This window comes from Dickeya undicola (genome assembly GCF_000784735.1).
GTDB classification, from domain to species: Bacteria; Pseudomonadota; Gammaproteobacteria; order Enterobacterales; family Enterobacteriaceae; genus Dickeya; species Dickeya undicola.
Window position 1 is genome coordinate 103008 of sequence record NZ_JSYG01000022.1, and the last position, 24407, is coordinate 127414.

The window sequence follows — 24407 nt, forward strand, 5'->3', positions numbered from 1 at the left end:
GCTGTGATGCCGCCGCCTTCATCGGGCGGATGATGGCGACAGAACGGCAATCAGTCAATGTGAAGAAAGAACGTAAATAACAAAACGCCCCGATCATCTGCATGGTCGGGGCGTTTTTCGTGTGTTGCGTGGTTTACAGCGTCGGTTCAGCAACCAGTCCGTCAATCATCACCTGCGGAATACCGCGGGAACAGCGCTCGATACGGCCACGAACCCCGTACACCTGCGCCAGGCTCTCTTCACTGATTACTTCGGCCGGTTCACCGTCAGCAATCAGCTTGCCGTCTTTGAGCATCAGCACGTGATCGCCATGACGCAACGCGATATTGATGTCATGTACCACCACTACTGTCACGATATTGCGCTTGCGGGTTTCCTGACGAACCAGATCCATCACGTGGAACTGGTAGTTGAGGTCGAGCGCGCTGAGCGGTTCATCCAGCAATAGTAGCGAAGGCTGGCGGATAAGCGATTGTGCCAACCCGACCAGCTGTTTCTGACCGCCGGAAAGCTGGTCCAGATAGCTCATCGCCAGATGCGAAATGCCTAACTGCCTGAGCAGTGTCAACACCTCGTCTTCGCTGCTGCTGTGGTACAACCCACCGGATGCGCGCTGGGCGACAATAATCGACTCCAGTACATGTAGATGCACGCCAGCAGGCAGTGATTGCGGCAGATACACCACTTTTTCCGCCCGTTTGGTGAACGGTAACTGCATCAGGTTGACATCGTCCAGCAGCAAGTCACCTTGTGCTTGCCCCAGCCCGGCCAGTGCGCGTAACAGCGTCGATTTGCCGCTGCCATTCGGCCCCAACAGCACGGTGATTCTGCCACGTGGTAGCAGGGGAACCGACAAATCGTTAATGATGGTCCGTTTGGGGTAGCCTGCTGAAAAATGAGAAATCGCCAGCCCGTTGTGACTCATACGTTCCCCCGGTTACGCAGAATGATGCTGAGGAAGAAAGGAACCCCGACCAGTGAAGTGACAATCCCTACCGGAATGATGACGCCTGGCAGCAGGTTTTTAGAGACAACAGAAGCCAGCGACAGCACCAGTGCGCCGGTCAGGGCGCTGGCTGGCAGATAGAAGCGGTGATCTTCACCAAAAGTCATGCGAGCAATATGCGGTGCTACCAGACCGATAAAACCAATCGGCCCAACGAACGCGACCGACAGTGCCGACAGAAAGCTGATGCGCAGCAGCGTGGCCAGCCGCAGGCGGCGCACGTTGATGCCGAAACTGATGGCGCGATCTTCTCCCAAACGCAATGCGGTCAGCTTCCATGAACTCATCATGGATAGCGGCATTACGATGACAAGCACCGTCAGCAGAATAGCGAGTTTTTCCCAGGATGAACGCGCCAGGCTACCCATGGTCCAGAACACCAGCCCCTGTAACGTGTCTTCATTGGCGACAAATTGCAGGATAGACACCAGTGCGTTAAAGGTGAACACCAGCGCGATCCCGAACAATACCACGCCGGATGTTGCCACCTTGGTCCAGCGGGTAATACCGTCGAGCAGCAGCGCTGCCAGCAGGGCGAACAAGAAGGCATTGGCGGAAATGAACCACTGCGCTGGAATGCCCGGAATACCGATCCCCAATACGATCGCCAACGCTGCGCCGAATGCTGCTGCGGAAGACACGCCCAGAGTGAACGGACTCGCCAGCGGGTTGTTCAGGATGGTTTGCATCTCTGCCCCTGCCAGCCCCAACGCCAGGCCTACCACCACCGCCATCAGCGCATACGGCAGGCGAATGTCCCAGACGATGACACGACTACCGGCGTCTGCGCTGGCAGGGTCGGTTAGCGTTTGCCACAGTACATCCAACGGCAGACCGGATGGGCCGAGCATAAAGTCCAGCAACAAGGAGGCGACAATCGCTACGGCCAGTACGGTCATCAGCATCAACCGGTGACGGATAATATGCCGATAATGGGTTATCGCACTGTTTTCAGCCGTGCTGGCACGGCTGATAGGAGATTCGGTAGTTACACTCATGAATTACTCGGCCAGTTTACGGGCGAACACAAAATCGTTGTCAGGCAGGGTGGTGAAATGGCGAACGATATAGTGATAGGTATCGTCCGGGTTCAGCGAGCTGAACTGTTTCGGGTACACCGCTTTTGCCAGATATTCCATGCCGACGATGTTATACGGATGGTTATAGAAGTGGTGGTATACCCCATAAACCTGACCGGCTTTAATCGCAGGAACCTGGTCAATACCCGCGCGGCTCAACAGTGCTTTGGCTTTGTTCTGAATATCGCTGTCGTTAGCACCATAACCGAACGGCAGGATCTTGCTGGTGCCATTACCGCGTTTGGAGCCGGTCATGATGTAAGTATCCGGTTTTTCGCTGATCACTTTTTCCAGTGAGACAAAACCAGAGGCTCCCGGCAACAGCCCAGAACCGATGTTCTTCGCGCCGATGGCTTCCAGCAGCCCGCCCCAACCGTTGTGCGCATGGGTGAAGCAGCAGGCATCGGTGTTACCGGCGATAGGTTCAATAAAGACGGTCGGTTTGGTGGTAATGCCTGCGATCACCTTCTGGAGGCCATCAAAATGCTGGCGATAAAAATCGGTGTAGGCTTTGGCGTTGTCTTCACGGTTCAACACTTTGCCAAGTAAATCGACGCTGGGCGCGGTGTTTTTGGCCGGATTGAGCTCATAATCCACAAACACCAGCGGAATGTGCAGCGCGTTCAGCTTGCTAATCACGCCATTTTCCATCAACGCCGGTTTGGCGCGCAGTTGGGCAATCATCAGGTCTGGTTTTTTGGCTAGAATACTTTCCAGCTCTACGTCGCCTTTGTCGCTAAAACCCATGTCGAGAATGCTTTCAGACTGTGGCCATTTTCCTTTCAACAAGTCCCAGGTCGCGGTGTCCTGTTTTTTCGGCAAATTGTTCCAGGCGACCAGACGGTTAAATGGATTGTCGCGGTCCAGCAATGCCATCGCCAGAATATCGCGGCCGTCCTGTAGCACAATGCGCTGGGGTTCCTGCTTGATGGTAACGCTTTGTCCATCAATGTCAGTCACGGTGAGGGGATACTGGGTAGCAAAACTGGTAAAGGAGGTGGTCAGCGTGGTAGCCAACAAAAGGTGACGCCATGATTTCTTTAACATGATTCTTCCTGTCATGAACTACTGCCCGTCAGGGATAATCCCTGATGTAAATGAATGAGTTTAATAATTATTATCATATAAGATTAAACTTTTACTCAACAGGGCTGAGTTGTAAAGAAAAATAATAGCGGGGCATGTCTGGCGACATGCCCACAGGAAGGATTAGCGCTTCAGTGCGTCGCTCAGTTGCTCACGGATGGTCGACAGCAGGGATTTCACTACACGCGGGTTACCAGCAACGATATTACCGGAAGCGAAGTGGTTGTGGCCGCCGATGAAGTCGGTAATGATGCCGCCTGCTTCACGTACCAGCAATTCGCCACCCGCGAAGTCCCACGGCTTCAGGCCGATTTCAAAGAACCCGTCCACACGACCGGCCGCGACATAAGCCAGATCGAGCGCCGCAGAGCCGGTACGGCGGAAGTCGGCACACTGGCCGAACAGTGCTTCCAGTACGCGCAGGTAGCTGGCGCTGTGCTGTTTGTGTTTGAACGGGAAACCGGTCGCAAGAATCGTGCCGTCCAGATCGCGGGCGTTACTGCCACGCAGACGGTAACCGTTTAACTGAGCGCCCTGACCGCGGGTGGCGGTGAACAGCTCGTTACGCATCGGATCGTAAACCACGGCCACTTCGGTGCGGCCTTTGACACGAACAGCGATGGAAACAGCAAAATGGGGGAGACGTTTGATAAAGTTGGTGGTGCCATCCAGGGGATCGATAATCCATTGCACATCCTGATCTTCACCAACCAGTTCACCACATTCTTCACCAATGATGGTGTGCTGCGGATAGGCTTTGCGGATAACCTCAATAATCAGGCGTTCTGCATCACGGTCAACGTTGGTGACAAAATCGTTACTGCCTTTCTGGCTAGCCTCAACGGCGTCAGGCGTTTCATAGTTTTTAGCTATCAGGTTGCCGCCTTTGCGCGCTGCGCGCACGGCGATGTTAAGCATCGGATGCATGGTATCGTCCACAAGAATGTTAAAGAACAGAAAACGGCGCGAAGTATAGCAGATAGCAGGAGAAAGAGAAAACAGAGAAGTTTGTGTTAACATACGCCTGTTTTCGTTTCATATGACAGAGTCCGCATGTTACAGAATATACGCATTGTGCTGGTGGAAACTTCACATACCGGCAATATGGGGTCAACGGCCAGGGCGATGAAAACCATGGGCTTGACCAATCTCTGGCTGGTCAATCCACTCGTCAAGCCTGACTCACAGGCCATTTCGTTGTCTGCTGGTGCCAGTGATGTCATCGGCAACGCTACCATTGTTGATTCTCTCGATCAGGCGCTGGAAGGCTGTGGCCTGGTGGTAGGCACCAGCGCCCGTTCCCGTACCTTGCCCTGGCCAATGCTGGAGCCGCGTGAATGCGGTGTGCGCAGTGTTCAGGAAGCGCAGCGCGCGCCGGTGGCGATAGTGTTTGGTCGCGAGCGGGTGGGGCTGACGAATGAGGAATTGCAAAAATGCCACTACCATGTGGCGATCCCCGCTAATCCGGAGTACAGCTCGCTCAATCTGGCGATGGCGGTACAGATTTTATCCTATGAAGTTCGTGTCGCCTGGTTGGATCGACAACAACAGGGCGAGCCGACGCATGAAGAGAGTCCATACCCGCTGGCGGATGATTTGGAGCGTTTTTACCAGCATCTGGAAGAAACATTGCTGCACACCGGTTTCATTCGCCAGGCGCATCAGGGGCAGGTAATGAACAAACTACGCCGGTTGTTTACCCGAGCCCGTCCGGAAAATCAGGAACTCAATATTCTGCGTGGCATCCTGAGTGCGATCACCAAGACCGCCTCGTCGACGGACAAGCCGCAAGACAATAGTTGAGGTAGTAAGACAATAGTTGAGTTATTTACTCGGTTAAATAGTTGACTGAAACACTCGGGAATGTCAGACTCATGACTGTGCTATGTATGATTGACTCATAATACCTGTCTTAATAATACATGTTTATCTTACGGATACCATTAACATGAGACTGACATCTAAAGGCCGCTACGCCGTTACCGCCATGCTTGATGTGGCGCTGCATTCAAAAGAAGGCCCGGTTCCACTGGCTGACATCTCTGAACGTCAGGGAATTTCACTTTCTTATCTGGAACAGCTGTTTTCTCGCCTGCGTAAACATGGGCTGGTTGCCAGCGTGCGTGGTCCGGGCGGCGGCTATTTGTTAGGTAAAGATGCCGCTGAAATCGCTGTCGGTTCGGTCATCTCCGCCGTGGATGAATCCGTGGATGCTACCCGCTGCCAGGGGAAAGAAGGGTGTCAGGGCGGCGATCGCTGTCTGACCCATACGCTGTGGCGCGATCTGAGCGACCGCATCAGCGAGTTTCTCAACAACATCACCCTGGATGAGCTGGTTAATAACAAAGAGATTCTGGACGTCGCGGATCGTCAGGATGCTGACGTGCGTCGTACCGCCAACGGACGCATACAAGAAACCATTAACGTCAACTTGCGTGCCTGAAAAAAAGAACAAAACGCCTTGAACGTTTTGAAGTGATGTACGGAGTTTAAGAGCAATGAAGTTACCGATTTATCTGGATTATTCCGCCACGACGCCGGTCGACCCGCGCGTGGCTGAAAAAATGATGCAGTTTCTGACCCTGGACGGCACGTTCGGCAACCCGGCCTCCCGCTCCCACCGTTTTGGTTGGCAGGCGGAAGAGGCAGTGGATATCGCACGTAACCAGATTGCCGAACTGGTCGGCGCGGATCCGCGTGAGATCGTTTTTACTTCCGGTGCCACCGAGTCCGATAACCTGGCTATCAAGGGTGCAGCGAACTTCTACCAGAAGAAAGGCAAGCACATCATCACCAGCAAAACGGAACACAAAGCCGTGCTGGATACCTGCCGTCAGTTGGAGCGCGAAGGGTTTGAAGTGACTTACCTGGCGCCGCAGCGTAACGGCATCATCGACCTGAAAGAGCTGGAAGCCGCCATGCGCGATGACACCATTGTGGTGTCCATTATGCATGTGAACAACGAAATCGGCGTGGTGCAGGATATCGCGGCCATCGGCGAAATGTGCCGTAGCCGTGGCATCATTTTCCATGTCGATGCGACCCAGAGCGTAGGCAAACTGCCGATTGACCTCAGCCAGCTGAAAGTTGACCTGATGTCCTTCTCCGGCCACAAGATTTACGGTCCGAAAGGGATTGGTGCGCTGTATGTGCGCCGCAAGCCGCGTGTGCGCATCGAAGCGCAGATGCATGGCGGTGGTCATGAGCGTGGTATGCGTTCTGGCACCCTGCCGGTGCACCAGATCGTGGGCATGGGCGAAGCCTACCGTATCGCCAAAGAAGAAATGGCGGAAGAAGCAGCACGTCTGCGCAGCCTGCGTGATCGCCTGTGGAACGGTATCAACGATATCGAAGAAGTGTACCTGAACGGTGACCTGGAACAGGGCGCGCCGAATATCCTGAACGTCAGCTTCAACTATGTGGAAGGCGAGTCGCTGATCATGGCGTTGAAAGATCTGGCGGTATCTTCTGGTTCGGCCTGTACGTCGGCCAGCCTGGAGCCTTCTTATGTGCTGCGCGCGCTGGGAATGAACGATGAGCTGGCACACAGTTCCATTCGTTTCTCACTGGGTCGCTTCACTACCGAAGAAGAAATTGACTACACCATCGATCTGGTTCGTAAATCCATCGGCCGCCTGCGCGACTTGTCCCCACTGTGGGAAATGTTCAAGCAGGGCGTGGATATCGGCAGCATCGAATGGGCGCATCATTAATTCGCAGGAATCAGGACGCATATTATGGCTTACAGCGAAAAAGTAATTGATCACTATGAAAACCCGCGCAACGTCGGCTCGTTTGATTCGTCGGATCCGAGCATCGGCAGCGGTATGGTTGGCGCACCGGCCTGCGGCGACGTAATGAAGCTGCAGATCAAGGTTAACGAACAGGGAATCATCGAAGATGCCCGTTTCAAAACCTACGGTTGCGGTTCTGCTATCGCCTCCAGTTCGCTGGTGACCGAGTGGGTAAAGGGCAAGAGCCTGACCGAAGCCGAATCCATTAAAAACACCCAGATTGCCGAAGAACTGGAACTGCCACCGGTGAAAATCCACTGCTCAATTTTGGCTGAAGACGCCATCAAGGCCGCCATCGCCGATTACAAGAGCAAACGCAGCGACAAATAACGGCCAGATGAATTAGAGGTTTTGCTATGTCGATTTCCCTGAGCGACAGTGCTGCGCAACGTGTCAATGCCTTTATGGTTAATCGCGGCAAAGGCATCGGCCTGCGTCTGGGTGTGAGAACATCCGGTTGTTCCGGTATGGCGTATGTGCTGGAATTTGTTGATGAATTGAACACCGATGATGTGGTGTTTGAAGACAAGGGCGTGAAGGTCATTATTGATGGTAAAAGCCTGGTCTACCTTGACGGCACCGAACTGGATTTCGTCAAGGAAGGGCTGAATGAAGGCTTCAAATTCAATAACCCTAACGTTTCCAGCGAGTGCGGTTGCGGCGAAAGCTTTAACGTCTGACCGCCGGTCGGTCTGTTGGCCGACTCCCGCCGCTTTGTGTGCTCCGGCATGTAAAGCGGCGGGTGCGCATTGATTGTCTGCGAACTCAGAGCACACTATGGATTACTTTACTTTATTCGGGCTGCCGATTCGCTATAACGTGGATGGCAGCCTGCTTGCTTCCCGGTATCAGGATCTGCAACGCCAGTTTCATCCCGACCGCTTCGCCGCCAGCCCTGAACGTGAACGCATGATGGCGTTACAACAGGCTGCAACCATCAATAATGCCTATCAGGCACTGAAACATCCGCTGAAACGCGCGGAGTATATGTTATCTTTGCACGGTTTTGATTTAAGCAATGAGCAGCATACGCTTCATGACACCGCATTCCTGATGGAACAGATGGAACTGCGCGAAGAGCTGGACGAGATTGAACGTCGTCCGGATGCGGAAACCGTGTTGGCGGCATTTTCACAGCGTCTGAAAGGGATGACCCGTCAGCGCAGCGAGCAAATGCAGCGCGAGCTGGATGAGGAATCCTGGCAGGATGCGGCGGATACGGTACGTAAACTGCGCTTTTTTGATCGGCTCCAGCAGCAGGTTGAACAACTCGAAGAACAATTGCTGGAACGATAAGTAAAATTCAATCCGGCGGAACCGCTGTATGGCCGTATGGCTGTATCGTCGCCCGCCCGCCAATTGATGGAAGCTCAATATGGCCTTATTACAAATCAGTGAGCCGGGGCTGAGTGCAGCGCCACATCAGCGTCGTCTGGCTATTGGTATTGATCTGGGAACCACCCATTCCCTGGTCGCCACCGTCCGTAGCGGCGAGACGCAAACACTGCCCGATCATAACGGGCGTGACCTGTTGCCGTCAGTCGTCCACTATCATGCCGACGGGCTAACCGTTGGTTGGGAAGCGCGCCAGCAGGCGGCGGTCGATCCGGTAAACACCATCAGTTCCGTCAAGCGGTTGATGGGGCGCTCGCTCTCCGATGTCCGTCAGCGTTACCCCCACTTGCCTTATCGGTTTGAAGCCAGTGAAAACGGCCTGCCGGTGTTGCAGACTGCCGCCGGTTCGCGTAATCCGATTCAGGTGTCGGCTGATATCCTGACGGCGCTGACCCAGCGTGCGGAAGAGGCGCTGAATGGATTGCCTGATGGGGTGGTGATCACCGTTCCGGCCTATTTTGACGACGCTCAGCGGCAGGGCACCAAAGACGCGGCTCGACTGGCCGGTCTGCATGTGCTGCGCTTGCTGAACGAACCTACCGCAGCGGCGATTGCCTACGGGCTGGACTCTGGTCAGGAAGGGGTTATTGCCGTATATGACTTGGGCGGTGGCACCTTCGATATCTCTATTCTGCGTCTGAGTCGCGGCGTGTTTGAAGTGCTGGCTACCGGTGGCGATTCCGCGCTGGGCGGCGATGATTTCGACCACTTGCTGGTTGAGTGGATTCGCGAGCAAGCCGGGATCACGGTCCGAGACGATCATCAATTGCAGCAGGTGCTGCTCAATACCGCCATACAGGCCAAGATTGCCCTGAGTGAGGTGCAAACCGTACCCGTATCGGTGGCGGGCTGGCAGGGTGACATCACCCGCGAGCAGTTCAACACACTGATTGCACCGCTGGTTAAACGCACACTGTTGTCCTGCCGTCGCACGTTAAAAGACGCGGGCGTTGACGCGGATGAGGTGAAAGAAGTGGTGATGGTCGGCGGCTCTACCCGTGTGCCGCTAGTGCGTGAGCAGGTTGGTGAGTTCTTCGGCCGCACGCCACTGACGTCTATCGACCCGGATAAAGTGGTGGCTATCGGTGCCGCGATTCAGGCAGATATTCTGGTGGGTAACAAACCTGACAGCGAAATGCTGCTGCTGGACGTGATTCCGCTATCGCTGGGGCTAGAAACCATGGGCGGGCTGGTCGAGAAAGTGATTCCGCGTAACACCACCATCCCGGTGGCGCGCGCGCAGGAATTCACCACCTTCAAGGACGGCCAGACTGCAATGATGATCCACGTGTTGCAGGGCGAACGTGAGCTGGTGCAGGATTGCCGTTCGCTGGGGCGTTTCACACTGCGTGGCATCCCGCCGATGCCTGCCGGTGGCGCGCACATTCGGGTGACGTTCCAGGTGGATGCTGACGGGCTGCTGAGTGTGACCGCGATGGAAAAATCCACCGGGGTGGAAGCGTCTATCCAGGTGAAACCGTCCTACGGTCTGAGCGACGACGAGATCGCCGCTATGATTACCGATTCCATGCAGAACGCGCAGAACGATATCGGCGCGCGTATGCTGGCCGAGCAGCGCGTGGAAGCCGCGCGTGTGCTGGAAAGCCTCAACAGCGCGCTGGCATCGGATGCCGCGTTGTTGCATGAAGAAGAGCGAGCCGCGATTGACGCTGCCAGCCTGCAATTGCAGCAGGCTGCACAGGGGACTGACGTCTCTGCCATCGAGGCCGCGATTAAAACATTAGACCAACAAACCCAGGAATTCGCTGCCCGCCGAATGGATGAGTCCATCCGCCGTGCGTTGGCGGGGCATTCCGTGGACGAGGTATAACATGCCCAAGATTGTTTTTCTGCCGCATCAGGACTTATGTCCGCAAGGGGCAGTTCTGGAAGCGAACCGTGGTGAAACCATTCTGGATGTGGCGCTGCGCAACGGCATTGAAATTGAGCACGCCTGTGAAAAGTCCTGCGCTTGCACCACCTGTCATTGTGTTGTCCGCGAGGGGTTTGATTCGTTGCCAGAAAGCACCGAAGATGAAGACGACATGTTAGACAAAGCCTGGGGACTGGAGCCGGAAAGCCGATTGGGTTGTCAGGCACGCATCACCGATGAGGATCTGGTGGTGGAGATTCCGCGTTATACCATTAACCACGCACGCGAGCATTGATAGGAGGAATCATGGGACTGAAGTGGACTGATAGCCGTGAAATCGGCGAAGCACTGTACGATCTCTATCCTGATACCGATCCGAAGACCGTGCGTTTCACCGATTTGCACCGCTGGATTTGCGAACTGGATGAGTTTGACGACGAGCCAGAAGCCTCTAACGAAAAAATCCTGGAAGCGATCCTGCTGGTGTGGCTGGACGAAGCTGAATAACCGAACTGGTCAACGGGCCGCCTTGAGGTGGCCCGTTTTCTCTTTTTTATCATGGCGATAATGGGCTGATGATAATCAGGCCCAACCTGGAGTAGATGTATGACAACTGAAGCGATGCTGATTACGCTTTCCCATCAGCCAGCGGATGCCCGCTGGGGCGAGAAAGCCTCGTTAACCGCCAATGAGCAGGGATTTACTATTCATCTGTCCGGCGACAAACCGCTGGCTGTCATCCAGCGCGCAGCCCGCAAAATTGATGGGCAAGGTATTAAACACGTCAAACTCGCCGGTGAAGGCTGGGATCTGGAAAGCAGCTGGGCGTTCTGGCAGGGATACCGCGGTCCGAAAGGCAAGCGCACGGTGGAGTGGGCAACACTGGCGGACGCGCAGCAACTGGAGCTGGAACGTCGTCTGAAGATCGTTGATTGGGTACGTGACACCATCAACCTACCGGCGGAGGACCTGGGGCCAGAACAGTTGGCGACCCGTGCTATCGACCTGCTGTGCAGCGTAGCGGGCGAAGCGATTTCTTACCGCATCACCAAAGGTGAAGATCTGCGTGAACAGAACTACGCTGGCCTGCATACAGTCGGGCGCGGTTCCGAACGTTCGCCGGTATTGCTGGCGCTGGATTATAACCCGAGCGGCAAGGCGGACGCGCCGGTGCTGGCCTGTCTGGTCGGTAAAGGCATCACCTTTGATACCGGCGGCTACAGCCTGAAGGGCAGCAGTTTCATGGATTCCATGAAGTCTGACATGGGCGGTGCCGCGACGGTGACCGGTGCGCTGGCGCTGGCGGCGGCTCGTGGCTTGCAGCAGCGTGTGAAACTGTACCTGTGCTGCGCCGACAACATGGTGAGCGGCAATGCGTTCCGTCTGGGCGATATCATCCGCTATCGCAACGGTAAAACCGTCGAAGTGATGAATACGGATGCCGAAGGGCGTCTGGTGCTGGCCGACGGCCTGATTGACGCGTCTGAACAAAATCCGCAGTGGATTGTTGACTGCGCGACCCTGACCGGTGCTGCTAAAACCGCGTTGGGCAATGATTATCACGCGTTGTTCAGTTTTGACGATGCGATGATCGACTCTCTGATGGACAGTGCCCGCCGCGAAGGCGAAGCATTCTGGCGTCTGCCGCTGGAAGAGTTCCATCGCCAGCATTTGCCGTCTAACTTTGCCGAGCTGAACAACGTAGCGGGTGCGGCGCATACCGCGGGTGCCAGTACGGCGGCGGCGTTCCTGTCTCACTTTGTGAAAAACTATCAGCAAGGCTGGCTGCATATTGACTGCTCCGCCACCTACCGCAAGTCGGCGGTAGAACAGTGGTCTGCCGGTGCCACCGGTCTGGGCGTGCGCACACTGGCCGACTTCCTTCTGAATAAAGCGGGTTGAGCCATCTGTTCAGACAGGCAGAGGTGCTAAAACAGGGAACGGACGCTGTTTGTAAGGTTGCAGGCAAACCCTATAAGTGAAAAATGAAGGGTTTTTCTGGCGTCAAAAACTGTGCTGAGGTGAGCGACTTCGCCGGGTGAGCCGCATGGACGCGGCGAAAGCCCGTGCCGCGCTGGGAGCGCGTCACGGGCGGCCCGAACAGCGAAGTCGAACGCCGAAGGCACCGCGTCAGCGGCACAGTTTAGCCACCAGCCAGTGGTCAAGGAGAGGCGGCGTTTGAGCCTCTCCTTGTCGTGCGTGCGATGGAATGGCAAAGAAACTACACCGTTTATCCCGCACGAAACTATTCACTGACCAGACAAAATTCACCGTTCGCAAGACAACACGGCTGTTTGTCTACAGCTTCACTGGGAGCAAATGCTGCCCCAGGTGTGTGCTTACCGCTAACGTTAAGCGTTGAGGAGAGTTATGGAGTTTTCACCCCACAATCGGTTGGAAGAGGTGTTAAAGCTGGCCGCATCGGAACCGGCGCACCGGCCCGAGTTTTTCAGCGAACTGCTGGAGGCCACGGTGTATGTGCTGGGCCACAGCGAAGAAGACCAAACGTTTGGCGAAGGCAGCCTGCAGGCAGGCAGCGGGCTACAGTTGCAGCACTGGGAAAAACCGGACGGCCATTCCGCGATTCCGTTCTTCTCGTCGATGGAGGCGCTGCAATTGGCTGTGACCGACGAGCAGGCATTCCTGGCGCTTCCAGTCAGAACGCTGTTTGATATCACCCGTGGCGCAACACTGTTTCTGAACCCTAAGCTACCGTATGGCAAAGAGTTTCTGCCGCAGGAGATCGAACACCTGTTGTCTGCTGAAGGCAGTGGTCTGGTGCAACAACATATTCTGGATGGTGATACCGAACTAAAAATCGGTATTCCAACTGAGATGCCGACACAGATGATCGATTCTTTGACTCAGCTGTTCAGCAAGCACCGTAACGTCAAACGGGCTTTCTTGGCGCAGATTCAGGAGCCGGACGAAGATCAACCTCATCTGTTGATTGGTCTGGATGCTGATGGCGACGACCTGGACGAGTTGATTCAGGCCGCCGGATCGGTGGCGACCGATACGCAACCGGATGACCGCCCGATTGATATTTGTCTGGTGAATAATGAAGAACCCGGCATCAGTCACTTTTTGATTCGCCATACCACGCCGTTTTACGAGCGGAAGTGGGGCAGTTTCCTGCGCGAGTTCAAGAATGGTGGGCAGGCATAGCTCACGGTTAAAAAAACAAAACGAATCAAAAACGGCACAGGCGATGTTGCGCTGTGCCGTTTTTTTTACTGGAGAATCACCCGGTGACGATGGGGGTGTCGCCCCGTGCTCCCCATTCGCTCCAGGAGCCGTCATAGAGAGAAACCTGTGGTGCATCAAGCACAAACAGCGCCAGCATCACCACCGATGCCGTTACGCCAGAACCGCAACTGGCGACAATGGGGCGTCGGATATCAACACCCGCCTGATGAAAGCGTGCGGCCAGTTCGTCTGCTGGTTTCAGTGCACCGTTTTCAACCAGTACGTTCCACGGAACGTTGAAACTTCCCGGAATATGACCACGGCGCAGCCCCGACCGCGGTTCATCTACCTCGCCGAGAAAACGGGGAGCGGGGCGGGCATCGACAATCTGCTCGTCGCCGGTTTGACACAGAGCCAGCACGTCATCCAGTGAACGAATAGCACCGGCGGCGGGCGTCTGGGCGTGAAACACCTGGGTAGTTGGCGAGACGTCGCCCTGTTCCAGTGGCAGTCCTTGCTGTTTCCAGCCCGCCAGACCGCCACTCAGAATCGAGATGCGGGAAGCGCCTGCCAGCCGCAGCATCCACCAGGCTCGCGGCGCAGAAAACAGATTGCCTTCGTCGTAAATCACCAGGTGCTGCTGCTCGCTTAGCCCGAGCTTGCCTAGGGCGTCGGCAAAGACGGTGATGTCCGGCATCATGTGTGGCAGTGGGCTTTGGTGGTCGGAAAGGAATTCGATATCGAAAAATACAGCACCCGGCAGATGCTCCGCCCGGTATTCGGCGGCGAGATTGCGCGTATCGTTGCCCGGCGGCAACATGCGGGCGTCAATCAGGGCGATATCAGCATCGTGGCGATGGTCGTTCAGCCAGGACGCGCTAACAAACAGTCCGGCGACGGATGTGGACATAAAACCTCCCCGTGTGGGCCGGTTCTTCGGCCCCGAATGAGACAAGATATTGCATTGTCTGGAATTTTTTTGACCCCGGCAAGGCGTCTGACGTTACCGTCGCGTCGGGATCAATCCTGTTATATACGTATGGGTAATCAGGATAAATTTTTTTTACGAAAATGTTATTTTCTCGATAGGAATGTCATGGCGGTGCCTCTATAATCTGCGCCACTTTGCACTGGCTGGTATTATAATTTTATCAAACCGGCTGTTACTGAATGTTGTTGGATGAGGCCAATATGACGGTAGAACGTACCTTCTCTATTATCAAACCGAACGCAGTTGCCAAAAACGCAATCGGCGCGATTTACGCCCGTTTTGAAAGCGCGGGTTTCACCATTATCGCGTCTAAAATGCTGCACTTGAGCCGTGAGCAGGCGGAGGGTTTCTACGCCGAGCATCAGGGCAAACCATTCTTTGACGGTCTGGTGGATTTCATGACCTCCGGTCCGATTATGGTTCAGGTTCTGCAGGCCGAAAACGCGGTACAGCGTAACCGCGATATCATGGGTGCCACCAACCCGGCCAACGCTCTGGCTGGCACGCTGCGTGCGGATTACGCCGACAGCTTCACCGCGAATGCGGTGCACGGGTCTGACTCCATCGAATCCGCTGAGCGTGAAATCGCTTATTTCTTCAGCGCGGACGACGTTTTCCCGCGTACTCGCTAATTCTGGCGAGACACCGCCTTCCCCGGTAAAAAATGCGGCTGAGGTAGCGCAGGTGTTATAAAATTTGTACAATGCTGCGCCCCGGGTGAGCACGCGCTCAGCCGGGGCGTTTCTTTATCCGTTTCCCTTTCGCGCCATAACGTGTAACAACGAGGCCATGAGTCAATTTATGTCTGAGCAAACCGTATCTCCCGTCGTCGCCGTATCTGACGCTATCGCCGTTGCCGCTAACAGCAATGAAAAAATCAACCTGCTGGATTTCAATCGTCAGCAAATGCGCGCTTTTTTCGCCGAATTGGGTGAAAAGCCGTTCCGCGCCGATCAGGTCATGAAATGGATCTATCACTACTGCTGTGATGATTTTAACCAGATGACCGACATTAATAAGGTGCTGCGCGGCAAGCTGCAGACGATTGCGGAAATTCGGGCACCCGAGGTGGTGGACGAACAACGCTCTTCCGATGGCACCATCAAGTGGGCGATTCTGGTTGACGGTCAGCGTGTGGAAACGGTGTACATTCCGGAAGAAGACCGTGCCACGCTGTGCGTCTCCTCGCAGGTCGGTTGTGCGCTGGAGTGCAAATTCTGTTCTACGGCGCAGCAGGGCTTCAACCGTAACCTGCGCGTTTCTGAAATTATCGGGCAGGTATGGCGCGCAGCGAAAATTATCGGTGCGGCTAAAGTGACCGGTCAGCGCCCGATCACCAACGTAGTGATGATGGGGATGGGTGAACCGCTGCTAAACCTGACCAATGTGGTGCCAGCGATGGAGATCATGCTGGATGACTTTGGTTTCGGCCTGTCTAAACGTCGTGTTACGCTGTCGACCTCTGGTGTGGTGCCAGCGCTGGATAAGCTTGGTGATATGATTGATGTGGCGTTGGCGATTTCCCTACATGCGCCGACCGATGAAATTCGTAACGAAATCATGCCAATCAATAAAAAGTATGATATCGAAACCTTCTTGTCTGCCGTGCGTCGCTATCTGGAAAAATCTAATGCCAACCAGGGGCGTGTGACCGTGGAATATGTGATGCTGGATCACATCAACGACGGCACTGAACATGCTCACCAACTGGCTGAATGTCTGAAAGATACACCGTGCAAGATTAACCTGATTCCCTGGAACCCGTTCCCCGGCGCGCCTTACGGTCGCAGTTCCAACAGCCGTGTTGACCGTTTTTCCAAAGTGCTGATGGAATACGGTTTTACCACTATCGTGCGTAAAACTCGTGGTGATGATATTGATGCTGCGTGCGGTCAACTGGCGGGAGAAGTGGTGGATCGCACCAAACGCACGCTTAAGAAAAAGATGCAGCGCGACACGATTGCGGTAAAAACCGTCTGAAAATGATGGCAAATCAACCTGTCTTCTCAGGAAAGCAGGTGATAAATACGTTTTCGGGGCTTATCATACGGTGTGGTCATTGATGACCTGTAACTGCACCGGGTAGGCCGCCATTGGCGACAGGCTGTCACGGATGGCCTATTACGGTAACATGTCACGGATTCGACGAACCAGGATGGTTCGTGAGAGGAGTGTCAGGGATGAAACGGATATTACTGGGTAAAGCCGTGGCATTGGTCGTCGGCATGATGCTGCTGGCCGGATGCGCACAAACGCCATCGCAACAGGTGAGCCCCGCGGCGGCACAGACGCGGTTACAACTGGGGCTGGAGTATCTGGCTCGCAATAATCTGGAGGCCGCGCGCGACAATCTGCAAAAAGCAGAACAACTCGCACCGGACGATTACCGGACCCAGTTGGGAATGGCGTTGTACGAGCAGCGCATCGGTGAGAGTCAAGCCGCCGAGACACGTTATCGTCGCCTGCTACGGCAGGTGCCAGGCAACGGCAGCGTAATGAATAATTACGGTGCGTTTCTCTGTGGTTTAGGGCAGTATGTAGCGGCGCAACAGCAGTTCGCTGCTGCGGCGCAACTCTCTGATTACCATCAGGTTGCTGATGCACTTGAGAATGCGGGTTACTGCTTCCTCAATGCCGGTAAACCGGATGAGGCGAGTCAGTGGCTCAGCCGTGCACTGAGATACGATCCTGCCAGAGGAAACCGGCTTCTGGCGGAAGCGAATAGTCGCTTTACTGCCGGGCGCTATGATCAGGCGCGATTGCTCCTGAATGTATACCAGCCATTGCTTACGGCAAGCGCCGAAAGCCTGTGGCTACAGATTCGTTTCGCCGCGCTGGCGGGTCATCATGACGAGGTAACACGTTATGGCGGATTGCTGGCGCGAAGTTTTCCACAATCCAAACAGTACCAGCAGTTCTTAGCTAATGAATACTGAAGCCACTCAAGATAACACTGCAGCAACGATAATGACCCCTGGCGAACGTTTGCGTGAAGCGCGCGAGCGGTTGGGACTGACGCAACAAGTTGTTGCAGAACGGTTGTGCCTGAAAGTGTCGACCGTTCGGGAAATAGAAGACAACAATACGCCCACAGGCCTTGCCCCCACCTTCCTGCGCGGTTATATCCGCTCTTATGCCCGATTGGTTCACCTCCCTGAAGACGAATTACTGCCGATGCTGGAAAAGCAGGTCGCGCCGAGTCGAGTCTCCAATGTGGCACCGATGCAGAGTCTGGCGTTGGGTAAAAGCCGCAAGAAGCGTGATGGCTGGTTGATGCTGTTTACCTGGTTGATCCTGATTGGTGTACTAGGCCTGACGGTAGCCTGGTGGTGGCAGAACCATCAGGCGCAGCAGCAGGAAATCAATTCGATGGTGGACCACGCCAACGCATCCCAGAATCGCAAAGATGGGCAGACGGTGGAGATGAATAGTGATCCCGAGCCGGTGGATAATGATGACAGTGTTGCTGGTGCCTCTTCTGGTAATGGGCAGCCGATCACACTTAACCCGCCAGCCGATGCACCATCGCAGCCTGCCGTTTCTACGCCAGTGGCTCCGACGGTTAACGCGCCTGCTGCTGCCAGCGTAGCCACTCAGGCTCAGACACAGGTTTCAGAGCAGCCATTGCTGAATCAGTCTGCTACTGCTCCGGCCAGTACTGCTCCTGCAACGGATGCCTCTGGTGAACCGGGTGCAGTCGTAATGCGCTTTACCGCAGATTGCTGGCTGGAAGTGGTAGATGCGACTGGTAAGAAACTGTTTAGCGGCGTGCAGCGTAACGGTAGTGTGTTGAATCTGACTGGCCAGGCACCATACCGATTAAAGATCGGCGCACCGGGTGCGGTACAGGTCGAGTTTCAGGGTAAACCGGTGGATTTAAGCCGGTTTGTCAAAAGCCATCAGGTGGCTCGTATCACGCTGACGGCTCAGTAATCGAGCCGTCGCACTGGCAACTGTGGAGAAGAAGTGATGCATAACCCCACACCCATCAACCGCCGCAAATCAACCCGGATTTACGTCGGCAAAGTGCCTGTTGGTGATGGTGCGCCGATTGCAGTGCAGTCGATGACCAATACCCGCACTACTGATGTTGACGCCACGGTCAGGCAGATCAAATCGCTGGAAAGGGTTGGCGTGGATATCGTGCGCGTTTCAGTGCCGACGATGGACGCCGCCGAAGCATTTCGTCTGATTAAGCAACAGGTGGATGTGCCGCTGGTGGCTGATATCCATTTTGACTACCGTATTGCGCTGAAAGTGGCGGAATACGGGGTCGATTGTCTGCGCATTAACCCCGGTAATATCGGTAGCGAAGAGCGTATCCGTTCGGTGGTGGATTGTGCGCGCGACAAAAATATTCCGATCCGCATTGGCGTGAACGCCGGTTCGCTGGAAAAGGATCTGCAGGAAAAATACGGCGAACCGACGCCGGAAGCGCTGCTGGAATCTGCCATGCGCCACGTGGATATTCTCGACCGCCTCAATTTCCACGCATTTAAGGTTAGCGTCAAAGCGTCGGACGTGTTCCTGGCGGTGCAGTCTTACCGCTTACTGGCGTCCCGTATCGACCAGCCGTTGCATCTGGGTATCACCGAAGCGGGTGGTGCGCGCAGCGGGGCGGTGAAATCCGCTATTGGTCTTGGGTTGCTGCTTTCCGAAGGCATCGGCGATACGCTGCGCGTCTCGCTGGCAGCCGATCCGGTGGAAGAGGTTAAGGTCGGTTTCGATATTCTCAAGTCTCTGCGTATCCGTTCCCGCGGTATCAACTTCATTGCTTGCCCGACCTGCTCTCGTCAGGAGTTCGACGTGATCGGCACGGTGAATGCGCTGGAGCAGCGGCTGGAAGATATCGTCACGCCGATGGATGTGTCGATCATCGGTTGCGTGGTTAACGGTCCGGGCGAAGCACTGGTATCGACACTGGGCGTGACCGGCGGTAACAAGAAGAGTGGTTTTTACGAAGACGGTGTTCGCCAGAAAGAGCGTTTTGACAACGACGATATGATCGATCAACTGGAAGCCAGGATCCGCGCCAAGGCGTCAATGCTGGATGAAAAACAGCGTATCGCCGTCAATCTGGTAGATAAGTGATCCGGTCTGTACGAATGCGATCCGGCACCAATTCCTGAATTGAAGCGCCCGATGGTAGCGGCAACGACATTGAAGATATTGCGTCGTTGCTCCTATAATCGGGTCTATTTTTTAAAAGCGCATTAATTTCTGAAAACGCATAGAGAACTGACGTGGCAAAGAATATTCAAGCCATCCGTGGCATGAACGACTACCTGCCAGCCGAAACGGCATTGTGGCAGTGTATTGAAGACAGCCTGAAACAGGTACTTCGCGGGTACGGTTATAGCGAAATCCGTATGCCGATCGTCGAGCAGACCTCGCTGTTCAAACGTGCGATCGGCGAAGTAACCGATGTGGTTGAAAAGGAAATGTACACTTTTGAGGATCGCAACGGCGACAGCCTGACGTTGCGTCCTGAAGGCACGGCAGGGTGTGTCCGCGCCGGCATCGAACACGGCATTCTGTACAACCAGGAGCAGCGCCTGTGGTATATCGGCCCGATGTTCCGCCACGAGCGCCCGCAGAAAGGGCGTTATCGCCAGTTCCATCAGCTGGGATGTGAAGTGTTTGGTCTGAAAGGACCGGATGTTGATGCGGAATTGATTCTGATGACCGCCCGCTGGTGGCGGGTGTTGGGGATCGATCAGCACGTCAGTCTGGAACTGAACTCGATTGGATCTTTAGATGCTCGCGCTCGCTACCGTGAGGCGCTGATCGCTTTCCTGGAAGCGCACAAAGATCAGTTAGATGAAGACTGCCTACGCCGCATGTACACCAACCCACTGCGTGTACTCGATTCCAAAAATGCTCAGGTACAGGCGTTGCTGGATAACGCGCCGGTGTTGACTGACTATCTGGATGATGATTCTCGCGCGCATTTCGATGAATTGTGTGAACTTTTAACCCAGTCCGGCATCCCATATAAGGTTAATCCGCGGCTGGTTCGTGGGCTGGATTATTACAACCGTACCGTTTTCGAATGGGTGACCAGCAGTCTGGGATCTCAGGGAACGGTGTGTGGCGGTGGCCGTTATGATGGCATGGTCGAGCAGCTTGGTGGCTCCAGTACACCGGCGGTGGGTTTTGCCATGGGGCTGGAGCGTCTGGTGCTGCTGGTGCAGACCGTCAATCCGGCGTTCGCGGCACAGCCTGGCGTAGACGTGTACCTGATTTCATCCGGTGTCGGCACGCAACATGCAGCGATTCAACTGGCGGAAAAAGTGCGTGACGCGCTGCCGCAGTTGAAATTGATGACCAACTACGGCGGCGGTAATTTCAAGAAACAGTTTGCCCGCGCAGACAAGAGCGGGGCGCGGGTTGCGCTGGTGCTGGGTGAAAGCGAAGTGGCTGCCGGGCAGGTCGTGGTGAAAAACCTGACCAGTGGCGAGCAGGAAACCCTGGCTCAGGCGGATGTGGCGGCGCGTCTGGCGGCGTTACTGAATTAAGGAGAAAGGCAGCGTGGAAGTCTATAGCACTGAGAACGAGCAGGTTGAGGCGATTCGCCGCTTCTTTATCGAGAATGGCAAGGCGCTGGCTATCGGTGTCGTGCTGGGTATCGGCGCACTGGTCGGCTGGCGTTTCTGGCAAAACCATCAGGAAAGCAACGCGATGGCGGCTTCTGCTGCCTATCAGCAGGTGACTGAATCTCTGTCCGCCGGTACGCCGGAAGGCATTGCAGGCGCGGAAAAATTTGTTACCAGCGATCATGGTAATTACGGTGCGCTGGCTTCACTGGCGCTGGCACACCAGTTCGTTGAAAAAAATGATATTGCTAAAGCCGAGCAGCAGCTCCGTCAGGCATTGAGCCAGACTAAAGAGGCTGATTTGCAGGCGTTGATTAATCTGCGTCTGGCTCGCGTCCTGTTACAGCAGAAGAAACCTGATGATGCATTGAAAGCACTTGATGCCATCAAGCTGGAAGGCTGGACAGCGATGGTAGCCGATGTTCGCGGCGACGTGCTGGCGAGCAAAGGCGACAATCAAGGGGCGCGTGATGCTTACAACAAAGGCATGGCGGCGAAACCTGCTCAGGGGCTGCAATCCCTGTTACGTCTCAAACTGAACAATCTGCCCAGCTAAGAGGGACTTCATGCAATTGCGTAAAACACTTTTGGTCGGACTGGTTTCCGTTACCCTGCTAAGCGGCTGTTCGCTGTTTGATCGTGAAGAAGACGTGGTAAAAATGTCTCCGCTGCCGCAGGTGACTAACCAGTTTACCCCCACCAAAGTCTGGAGTCGTTCCGTTGGCGACGGTATCGGTGAGTTCTACTCTAACCTGCACCCGACCTGGCAAGACAGCCGTGTCTACGCGGCGGATCGTCACGGTACGGTAAAAGCACTGGATCTGAATAGCGGTGAAGAGAAGTGGCGCGCCGATCTGGCGGAGAAAACTGGCCTGCTGTCCAGCAACCGTCCTGCACTGCTGTCGGGCGGTGTGTCGGTATCGGGTAACCATGTTTATGTTGGTAGTGAACGTGCGCAGCTGTTCGCGCTGAGTGCTGACGATGGGACGGTGCAGTGGCAGACCAAAGTGGCGGGTGAAGTGTTATCCAGCCCGGTGGTCAGCGATGGTGTGGTGATCATTCATACCAGCAATGGCATGTTGCAGGCACTCAGCGAGTCTGACGGTACGATTAAATGGACCGTAAACCTGGATATGCCGTCGCTGTCACTGCGCGGCGAGTCTGCGCCGACGGCGGCGTTTGGCGCGGCGATTGTTGGTGGTGACAACGGGCGCGTCAGCGCGGTGATGATCAATCAGGGGCAGTTGATTTGGCAGCAACGCATCTCCCAGCCGGGTGGCGCGACGGAAATCGCCCGCCTGAACGATGTTGATACCACGCCGGTTGTGGCAGGCAACGTGGTGTATGCATTGGGATATAATGGCAACCTGACCGCACTGGATCTGCGTTCCGGGCAGATTACCTGGAAGCGTGAAATTGGCTCGGTGAACGACTTCATCGTCGATGGCGATCGTATTTATCTGGTCGATCAGGACGATCGCATTACGGCGCTGAACACCAACGGTGGCGTGGTGATCTGGCGGCAGAGCGATCTGCTGCACCGCAACCTGACGGCACCGGCACTGTATAATGGATATCTGGTAGTTGGCGATGCCGAAGGCTATCTGCACTGGGTCAACACGACTGATGGTCGCTTTGTGGTCCAGCAGAAAGTGGATAGCTCTGGTTTGCTGAGCAAACCGGTGGTCGCCAGCGACAAGCTGCTGGTGCAGGCTAAAGGCGGCGAGGTTTACGCCTTTACCCGTTAACCGCTTCGCATGACCGGGACGGGCGGTATATCCGCCATCCCCATAACGGCTCCTGATACTGTCAGGGGCCGTTTCGTCTTTTATCATCAGCAGTCCTTTCTGCTGTAACGAATTGAAATATAAGCAATGAGGTTGTAACAATGATACCTGTCGTCGCGCTGGTCGGGCGCCCGAATGTGGGGAAATCCACGCTGTTTAACCGCTTAACGCGTACTCGTGACGCATTGGTGGCGGATTTCCCTGGGCTGACGCGTGACCGCAAGTATGGTCGTGCTGAGGTGGAGGGAAATGAATTCATTATTATCGATACTGGCGGTATCGATGGTAATGAAGATGGCGTGGAAACGCGCATGGCCGAGCAGTCGCTGCTGGCGATTGAAGAAGCGGACATCGTGCTGTTTCTGGTGGACGCCCGTGATGGACTGATGCCTGCCGATCACGCCATTGCTCAGCATTTGCGTATGCGTGAAAAAGACACGTTTCTGGTTGCCAACAAAGTCGATGGCATCGATATCGATACCGGTATTGCCGATTTCTACTCGCTCGGGCTGGGTGAGGTGTATCCGATTGCGGCATCACACGGGCGTGGCGTAACGTCTCTGCTGGAAAAGGTGCTGCTGCCGTTTGCCGCCGATCCGGCGCAGGAAACGCGTGAACTGACCGAAGAAGAAGCGAACGCGGCCTACTGGGCGGAACAACTTGGCGAAGGCGACAGCGACGGCGAAGAGGCAGACGATGTGCTGGATCTGGAAGGTCTGCCGATTAAACTGGCGATCGTCGGCCGTCCGAACGTCGGCAAGTCAACGTTGACCAACCGTATTCTCGGGGAAGATCGCGTGGTGGTGTACGACATGCCGGGCACCACGCGTGACAGTATTTATATCCCGATGGAGCGTGATGGTCGCGACTACGTGCTGATCGATACCGCTGGGGTACGTAAACGCGGCAAGATTACCGATGCCGTCGAGAAGTTCTCGGTGATCAAGACCTTGCAGGCGATCGAAGACGCTAACGTGGTGCTGCTGGTGATTGACGCCCGCGAAGGGATTTCCGATCAGGATCTGTCGTTGCTGGGCTTTATCCTCAACTCTGGCCGTTCGTTGGTTATTGTGGTGAACAAGTGGGATGGACTGTCGCAGGAGGTCAAGGAGCAGGTGAAAGAAACCCTCGATCTGCGTCTCGGCTTCATCGATTTTGCCCGCATTCACTTTATTTCGGCGCTGCACGGTAGCGGCGTGGGTAACTTGTTTGAATCCGTCAACGAAGCTTACGAGTGCTCCACCCGCCGTGTGGGGACAGCGATGTTGACCCGCATCATGCAGATGGCGGCGGACGACCATCAGCCGCCGTTGGTGCGTGGCCGTCGCGTGAAACTGAAATACGCCCATGCCGGGGGCTATAATCCGCCGATCGTGGTGATCCACGGCAATCAGGTCAAAGATCTGCCGGATTCCTACAAGCGCTACCTGATGAACTACTACCGGCGTTCGCTGGATGTGATGGGAACGCCAATTCGTATTCAGTTCAAGGAAGGGGAAAACCCGTTCGCCGATAAACGCAACACGCTGACGCCGAATCAGCTGCGTAAGCGTAAACGCCTGATGCAGCACATCAAGAAAGGCAAGTAAGCGTAGCGGTGTAAACCCACGG

The 24407-nt window shown here is 55.2% G+C and carries 25 protein-coding genes; 20 read left to right on the forward strand and 5 right to left on the reverse strand.

Annotated elements, in window-relative coordinates; translation table 11 throughout:
• Positions 1-133: 133 nt before the first annotated feature.
• The 4 genes from OB87_RS11540 to suhB form a co-directional block, all read right to left on the reverse strand.
• Positions 134-925, reverse strand: a complete 792-nt coding sequence (locus OB87_RS11540) for an ABC transporter ATP-binding protein (protein WP_033569580.1) — start codon at positions 923-925, stop codon at positions 134-136.
• The gene (locus OB87_RS11545; protein WP_395856821.1) at positions 922-1911 is read right to left on the reverse strand and encodes a FecCD family ABC transporter permease; all 990 of its coding nucleotides are present in this window, start codon (positions 1909-1911) and stop codon (positions 922-924) included. The genes OB87_RS11540 and OB87_RS11545 overlap by 4 nt, the downstream gene beginning before the upstream one ends.
• 96 nt (positions 1912-2007) lie before the next feature.
• Positions 2008-3132 carry an ABC transporter substrate-binding protein gene (locus OB87_RS11550; RefSeq protein WP_033569582.1) on the reverse strand — a complete coding sequence of 375 codons (1125 nt, stop codon included), beginning with the start codon at positions 3130-3132 and terminating at the stop codon, positions 2008-2010.
• Positions 3133-3294: 162 nt separating this feature from the next.
• The gene (gene suhB, locus OB87_RS11555) at positions 3295-4098 is read right to left on the reverse strand and encodes an inositol-1-monophosphatase (protein ID WP_033569583.1); all 804 of its coding nucleotides are present in this window, start codon (positions 4096-4098) and stop codon (positions 3295-3297) included.
• A gap of 126 nt (positions 4099-4224) precedes the next feature.
• Here suhB and trmJ point away from each other — a divergent pair, with 126 nt between their 5' ends.
• The 11 genes from trmJ to sseB all read left to right on the forward strand — a co-directional run bounded on the left by trmJ (position 4225) and on the right by sseB (position 13401).
• Positions 4225-4974 carry a tRNA (cytosine(32)/uridine(32)-2'-O)-methyltransferase TrmJ gene (trmJ, locus tag OB87_RS11560; protein WP_033569584.1) on the forward strand — a complete coding sequence of 250 codons (750 nt, stop codon included), beginning with the start codon at positions 4225-4227 and terminating at the stop codon, positions 4972-4974.
• 145 nt (positions 4975-5119) lie between these two features.
• On the forward strand, positions 5120-5614 hold the full coding sequence (gene iscR / locus OB87_RS11565) for a Fe-S cluster assembly transcriptional regulator IscR (RefSeq protein ID WP_013318968.1): 495 nt from the start codon (positions 5120-5122) through the stop codon (positions 5612-5614).
• A 55-nt stretch (positions 5615-5669) separates the two neighbouring features.
• Positions 5670-6884, forward strand: a complete 1215-nt coding sequence (gene iscS / locus OB87_RS11570; RefSeq protein ID WP_033569585.1) for a cysteine desulfurase — start codon at positions 5670-5672, stop codon at positions 6882-6884.
• A gap of 24 nt (positions 6885-6908) precedes the next feature.
• Positions 6909-7295 carry a Fe-S cluster assembly scaffold IscU gene (iscU, locus tag OB87_RS11575; protein ID WP_012885713.1) on the forward strand — a complete coding sequence of 129 codons (387 nt, stop codon included), beginning with the start codon at positions 6909-6911 and terminating at the stop codon, positions 7293-7295.
• 26 nt (positions 7296-7321) lie between these two features.
• Positions 7322-7645: an iron-sulfur cluster assembly protein IscA gene (gene iscA, locus OB87_RS11580; RefSeq protein ID WP_033569586.1), complete on the forward strand. Its 324-nt coding sequence runs from the start codon at positions 7322-7324 to the stop codon at positions 7643-7645.
• A 97-nt stretch (positions 7646-7742) separates the two neighbouring features.
• Complete coding sequence (hscB, locus tag OB87_RS11585; protein ID WP_033569587.1) at positions 7743-8261, forward strand: co-chaperone HscB; 519 nt, start codon at positions 7743-7745, stop codon at positions 8259-8261.
• Positions 8262-8340: 79 nt separating this feature from the next.
• Entirely contained in the window at positions 8341-10191 is a 1851-nt protein-coding gene (gene hscA, locus OB87_RS11590; RefSeq protein ID WP_033569588.1) for a Fe-S protein assembly chaperone HscA, read from the forward strand.
• 1 nt (position 10192) lies between these two features.
• Entirely contained in the window at positions 10193-10528 is a 336-nt protein-coding gene (fdx, locus tag OB87_RS11595; protein ID WP_033569589.1) for an ISC system 2Fe-2S type ferredoxin, read from the forward strand.
• Between the two features lie 11 nt (positions 10529-10539).
• On the forward strand, positions 10540-10740 hold the full coding sequence (gene iscX, locus OB87_RS11600; protein WP_012768860.1) for a Fe-S cluster assembly protein IscX: 201 nt from the start codon (positions 10540-10542) through the stop codon (positions 10738-10740).
• Positions 10741-10839: 99 nt separating this feature from the next.
• Positions 10840-12135 (forward strand): aminopeptidase PepB, encoded by a 1296-nt coding sequence (pepB, locus tag OB87_RS11605; protein ID WP_033569590.1) that lies wholly within the window; start codon positions 10840-10842, stop codon positions 12133-12135.
• Positions 12136-12603: 468 nt separating this feature from the next.
• On the forward strand, positions 12604-13401 hold the full coding sequence (gene sseB / locus OB87_RS11610; protein ID WP_033569591.1) for an enhanced serine sensitivity protein SseB: 798 nt from the start codon (positions 12604-12606) through the stop codon (positions 13399-13401).
• 76 nt (positions 13402-13477) lie between these two features.
• Here sseB and sseA read toward each other — a convergent pair whose 3' ends face one another.
• Positions 13478-14332, reverse strand: coding sequence for a 3-mercaptopyruvate sulfurtransferase (sseA, locus tag OB87_RS11615; protein ID WP_033569592.1), 855 nt, complete (start codon positions 14330-14332; stop codon positions 13478-13480).
• Between the two features lie 281 nt (positions 14333-14613).
• Here sseA and ndk point away from each other — a divergent pair, with 281 nt between their 5' ends.
• From ndk to der, 9 genes are all read left to right on the forward strand, one after another.
• Positions 14614-15045 (forward strand): nucleoside-diphosphate kinase, encoded by a 432-nt coding sequence (gene ndk / locus OB87_RS11620; protein ID WP_033569667.1) that lies wholly within the window; start codon positions 14614-14616, stop codon positions 15043-15045.
• A 169-nt stretch (positions 15046-15214) separates the two neighbouring features.
• The gene (locus tag OB87_RS11625; protein WP_033569593.1) at positions 15215-16393 is read left to right on the forward strand and encodes a bifunctional tRNA (adenosine(37)-C2)-methyltransferase TrmG/ribosomal RNA large subunit methyltransferase RlmN; all 1179 of its coding nucleotides are present in this window, start codon (positions 15215-15217) and stop codon (positions 16391-16393) included.
• 200 nt (positions 16394-16593) lie between these two features.
• Positions 16594-17349, forward strand: coding sequence for a type IV pilus biogenesis/stability protein PilW (gene pilW, locus OB87_RS11630; RefSeq protein ID WP_050515697.1), 756 nt, complete (start codon positions 16594-16596; stop codon positions 17347-17349).
• A complete protein-coding gene (gene rodZ / locus OB87_RS11635; RefSeq protein ID WP_033569594.1) occupies positions 17339-18346 on the forward strand; it encodes a cytoskeleton protein RodZ in 1008 nt (335 codons plus the stop codon). Before pilW ends, rodZ begins: the two co-directional genes overlap by 11 nt.
• 36 nt (positions 18347-18382) lie before the next feature.
• Entirely contained in the window at positions 18383-19504 is a 1122-nt protein-coding gene (ispG, locus tag OB87_RS11640; RefSeq protein WP_033569595.1) for a flavodoxin-dependent (E)-4-hydroxy-3-methylbut-2-enyl-diphosphate synthase, read from the forward strand.
• Between the two features lie 152 nt (positions 19505-19656).
• Positions 19657-20931 carry a histidine--tRNA ligase gene (hisS, locus tag OB87_RS11645; RefSeq protein ID WP_033569596.1) on the forward strand — a complete coding sequence of 425 codons (1275 nt, stop codon included), beginning with the start codon at positions 19657-19659 and terminating at the stop codon, positions 20929-20931.
• 13 nt (positions 20932-20944) lie between these two features.
• Positions 20945-21565, forward strand: a complete 621-nt coding sequence (locus OB87_RS11650) for a YfgM family protein (RefSeq protein WP_033569597.1) — start codon at positions 20945-20947, stop codon at positions 21563-21565.
• A gap of 10 nt (positions 21566-21575) precedes the next feature.
• The gene (gene bamB / locus OB87_RS11655; RefSeq protein ID WP_033569598.1) at positions 21576-22757 is read left to right on the forward strand and encodes an outer membrane protein assembly factor BamB; all 1182 of its coding nucleotides are present in this window, start codon (positions 21576-21578) and stop codon (positions 22755-22757) included.
• 140 nt (positions 22758-22897) lie between these two features.
• The gene (gene der, locus OB87_RS11660) at positions 22898-24385 is read left to right on the forward strand and encodes a ribosome biogenesis GTPase Der (protein WP_033569599.1); all 1488 of its coding nucleotides are present in this window, start codon (positions 22898-22900) and stop codon (positions 24383-24385) included.
• The last annotated feature ends 22 nt before the right edge of the window (positions 24386-24407 follow it).

Coding starts and splice junctions, on each gene's coding strand:
- trmJ (WP_033569584.1), top strand. CDS start 4,225: ATGTTACAGAATATACGCATTGTGCTGGTGGAAACTTCACATACCGGC.
- pilW (WP_050515697.1), top strand. CDS start 16,594: ATGAAACGGATATTACTGGGTAAAGCCGTGGCATTGGTCGTCGGCATG.
- OB87_RS11550 (WP_033569582.1), bottom strand. CDS start 3,132: ATGTTAAAGAAATCATGGCGTCACCTTTTGTTGGCTACCACGCTGACC.
- sseA (WP_033569592.1), bottom strand. CDS start 14,332: ATGTCCACATCCGTCGCCGGACTGTTTGTTAGCGCGTCCTGGCTGAAC.
- bamB (WP_033569598.1), top strand. CDS start 21,576: ATGCAATTGCGTAAAACACTTTTGGTCGGACTGGTTTCCGTTACCCTG.
- sseB (WP_033569591.1), top strand. CDS start 12,604: ATGGAGTTTTCACCCCACAATCGGTTGGAAGAGGTGTTAAAGCTGGCC.
- hscB (WP_033569587.1), top strand. CDS start 7,743: ATGGATTACTTTACTTTATTCGGGCTGCCGATTCGCTATAACGTGGAT.
- ispG (WP_033569595.1), top strand. CDS start 18,383: ATGCATAACCCCACACCCATCAACCGCCGCAAATCAACCCGGATTTAC.
- iscS (WP_033569585.1), top strand. CDS start 5,670: ATGAAGTTACCGATTTATCTGGATTATTCCGCCACGACGCCGGTCGAC.
- OB87_RS11540 (WP_033569580.1), bottom strand. CDS start 925: ATGAGTCACAACGGGCTGGCGATTTCTCATTTTTCAGCAGGCTACCCC.
- suhB (WP_033569583.1), bottom strand. CDS start 4,098: ATGCATCCGATGCTTAACATCGCCGTGCGCGCAGCGCGCAAAGGCGGC.
- ndk (WP_033569667.1), top strand. CDS start 14,614: ATGACGGTAGAACGTACCTTCTCTATTATCAAACCGAACGCAGTTGCC.
- iscR (WP_013318968.1), top strand. CDS start 5,120: ATGAGACTGACATCTAAAGGCCGCTACGCCGTTACCGCCATGCTTGAT.
- iscU (WP_012885713.1), top strand. CDS start 6,909: ATGGCTTACAGCGAAAAAGTAATTGATCACTATGAAAACCCGCGCAAC.
- pepB (WP_033569590.1), top strand. CDS start 10,840: ATGACAACTGAAGCGATGCTGATTACGCTTTCCCATCAGCCAGCGGAT.
- fdx (WP_033569589.1), top strand. CDS start 10,193: ATGCCCAAGATTGTTTTTCTGCCGCATCAGGACTTATGTCCGCAAGGG.
- iscA (WP_033569586.1), top strand. CDS start 7,322: ATGTCGATTTCCCTGAGCGACAGTGCTGCGCAACGTGTCAATGCCTTT.
- hscA (WP_033569588.1), top strand. CDS start 8,341: ATGGCCTTATTACAAATCAGTGAGCCGGGGCTGAGTGCAGCGCCACAT.
- OB87_RS11625 (WP_033569593.1), top strand. CDS start 15,215: ATGTCTGAGCAAACCGTATCTCCCGTCGTCGCCGTATCTGACGCTATC.
- iscX (WP_012768860.1), top strand. CDS start 10,540: ATGGGACTGAAGTGGACTGATAGCCGTGAAATCGGCGAAGCACTGTAC.
- der (WP_033569599.1), top strand. CDS start 22,898: ATGATACCTGTCGTCGCGCTGGTCGGGCGCCCGAATGTGGGGAAATCC.
- rodZ (WP_033569594.1), top strand. CDS start 17,339: ATGAATACTGAAGCCACTCAAGATAACACTGCAGCAACGATAATGACC.
- OB87_RS11545 (WP_395856821.1), bottom strand. CDS start 1,911: ATGCTGATGACCGTACTGGCCGTAGCGATTGTCGCCTCCTTGTTGCTG.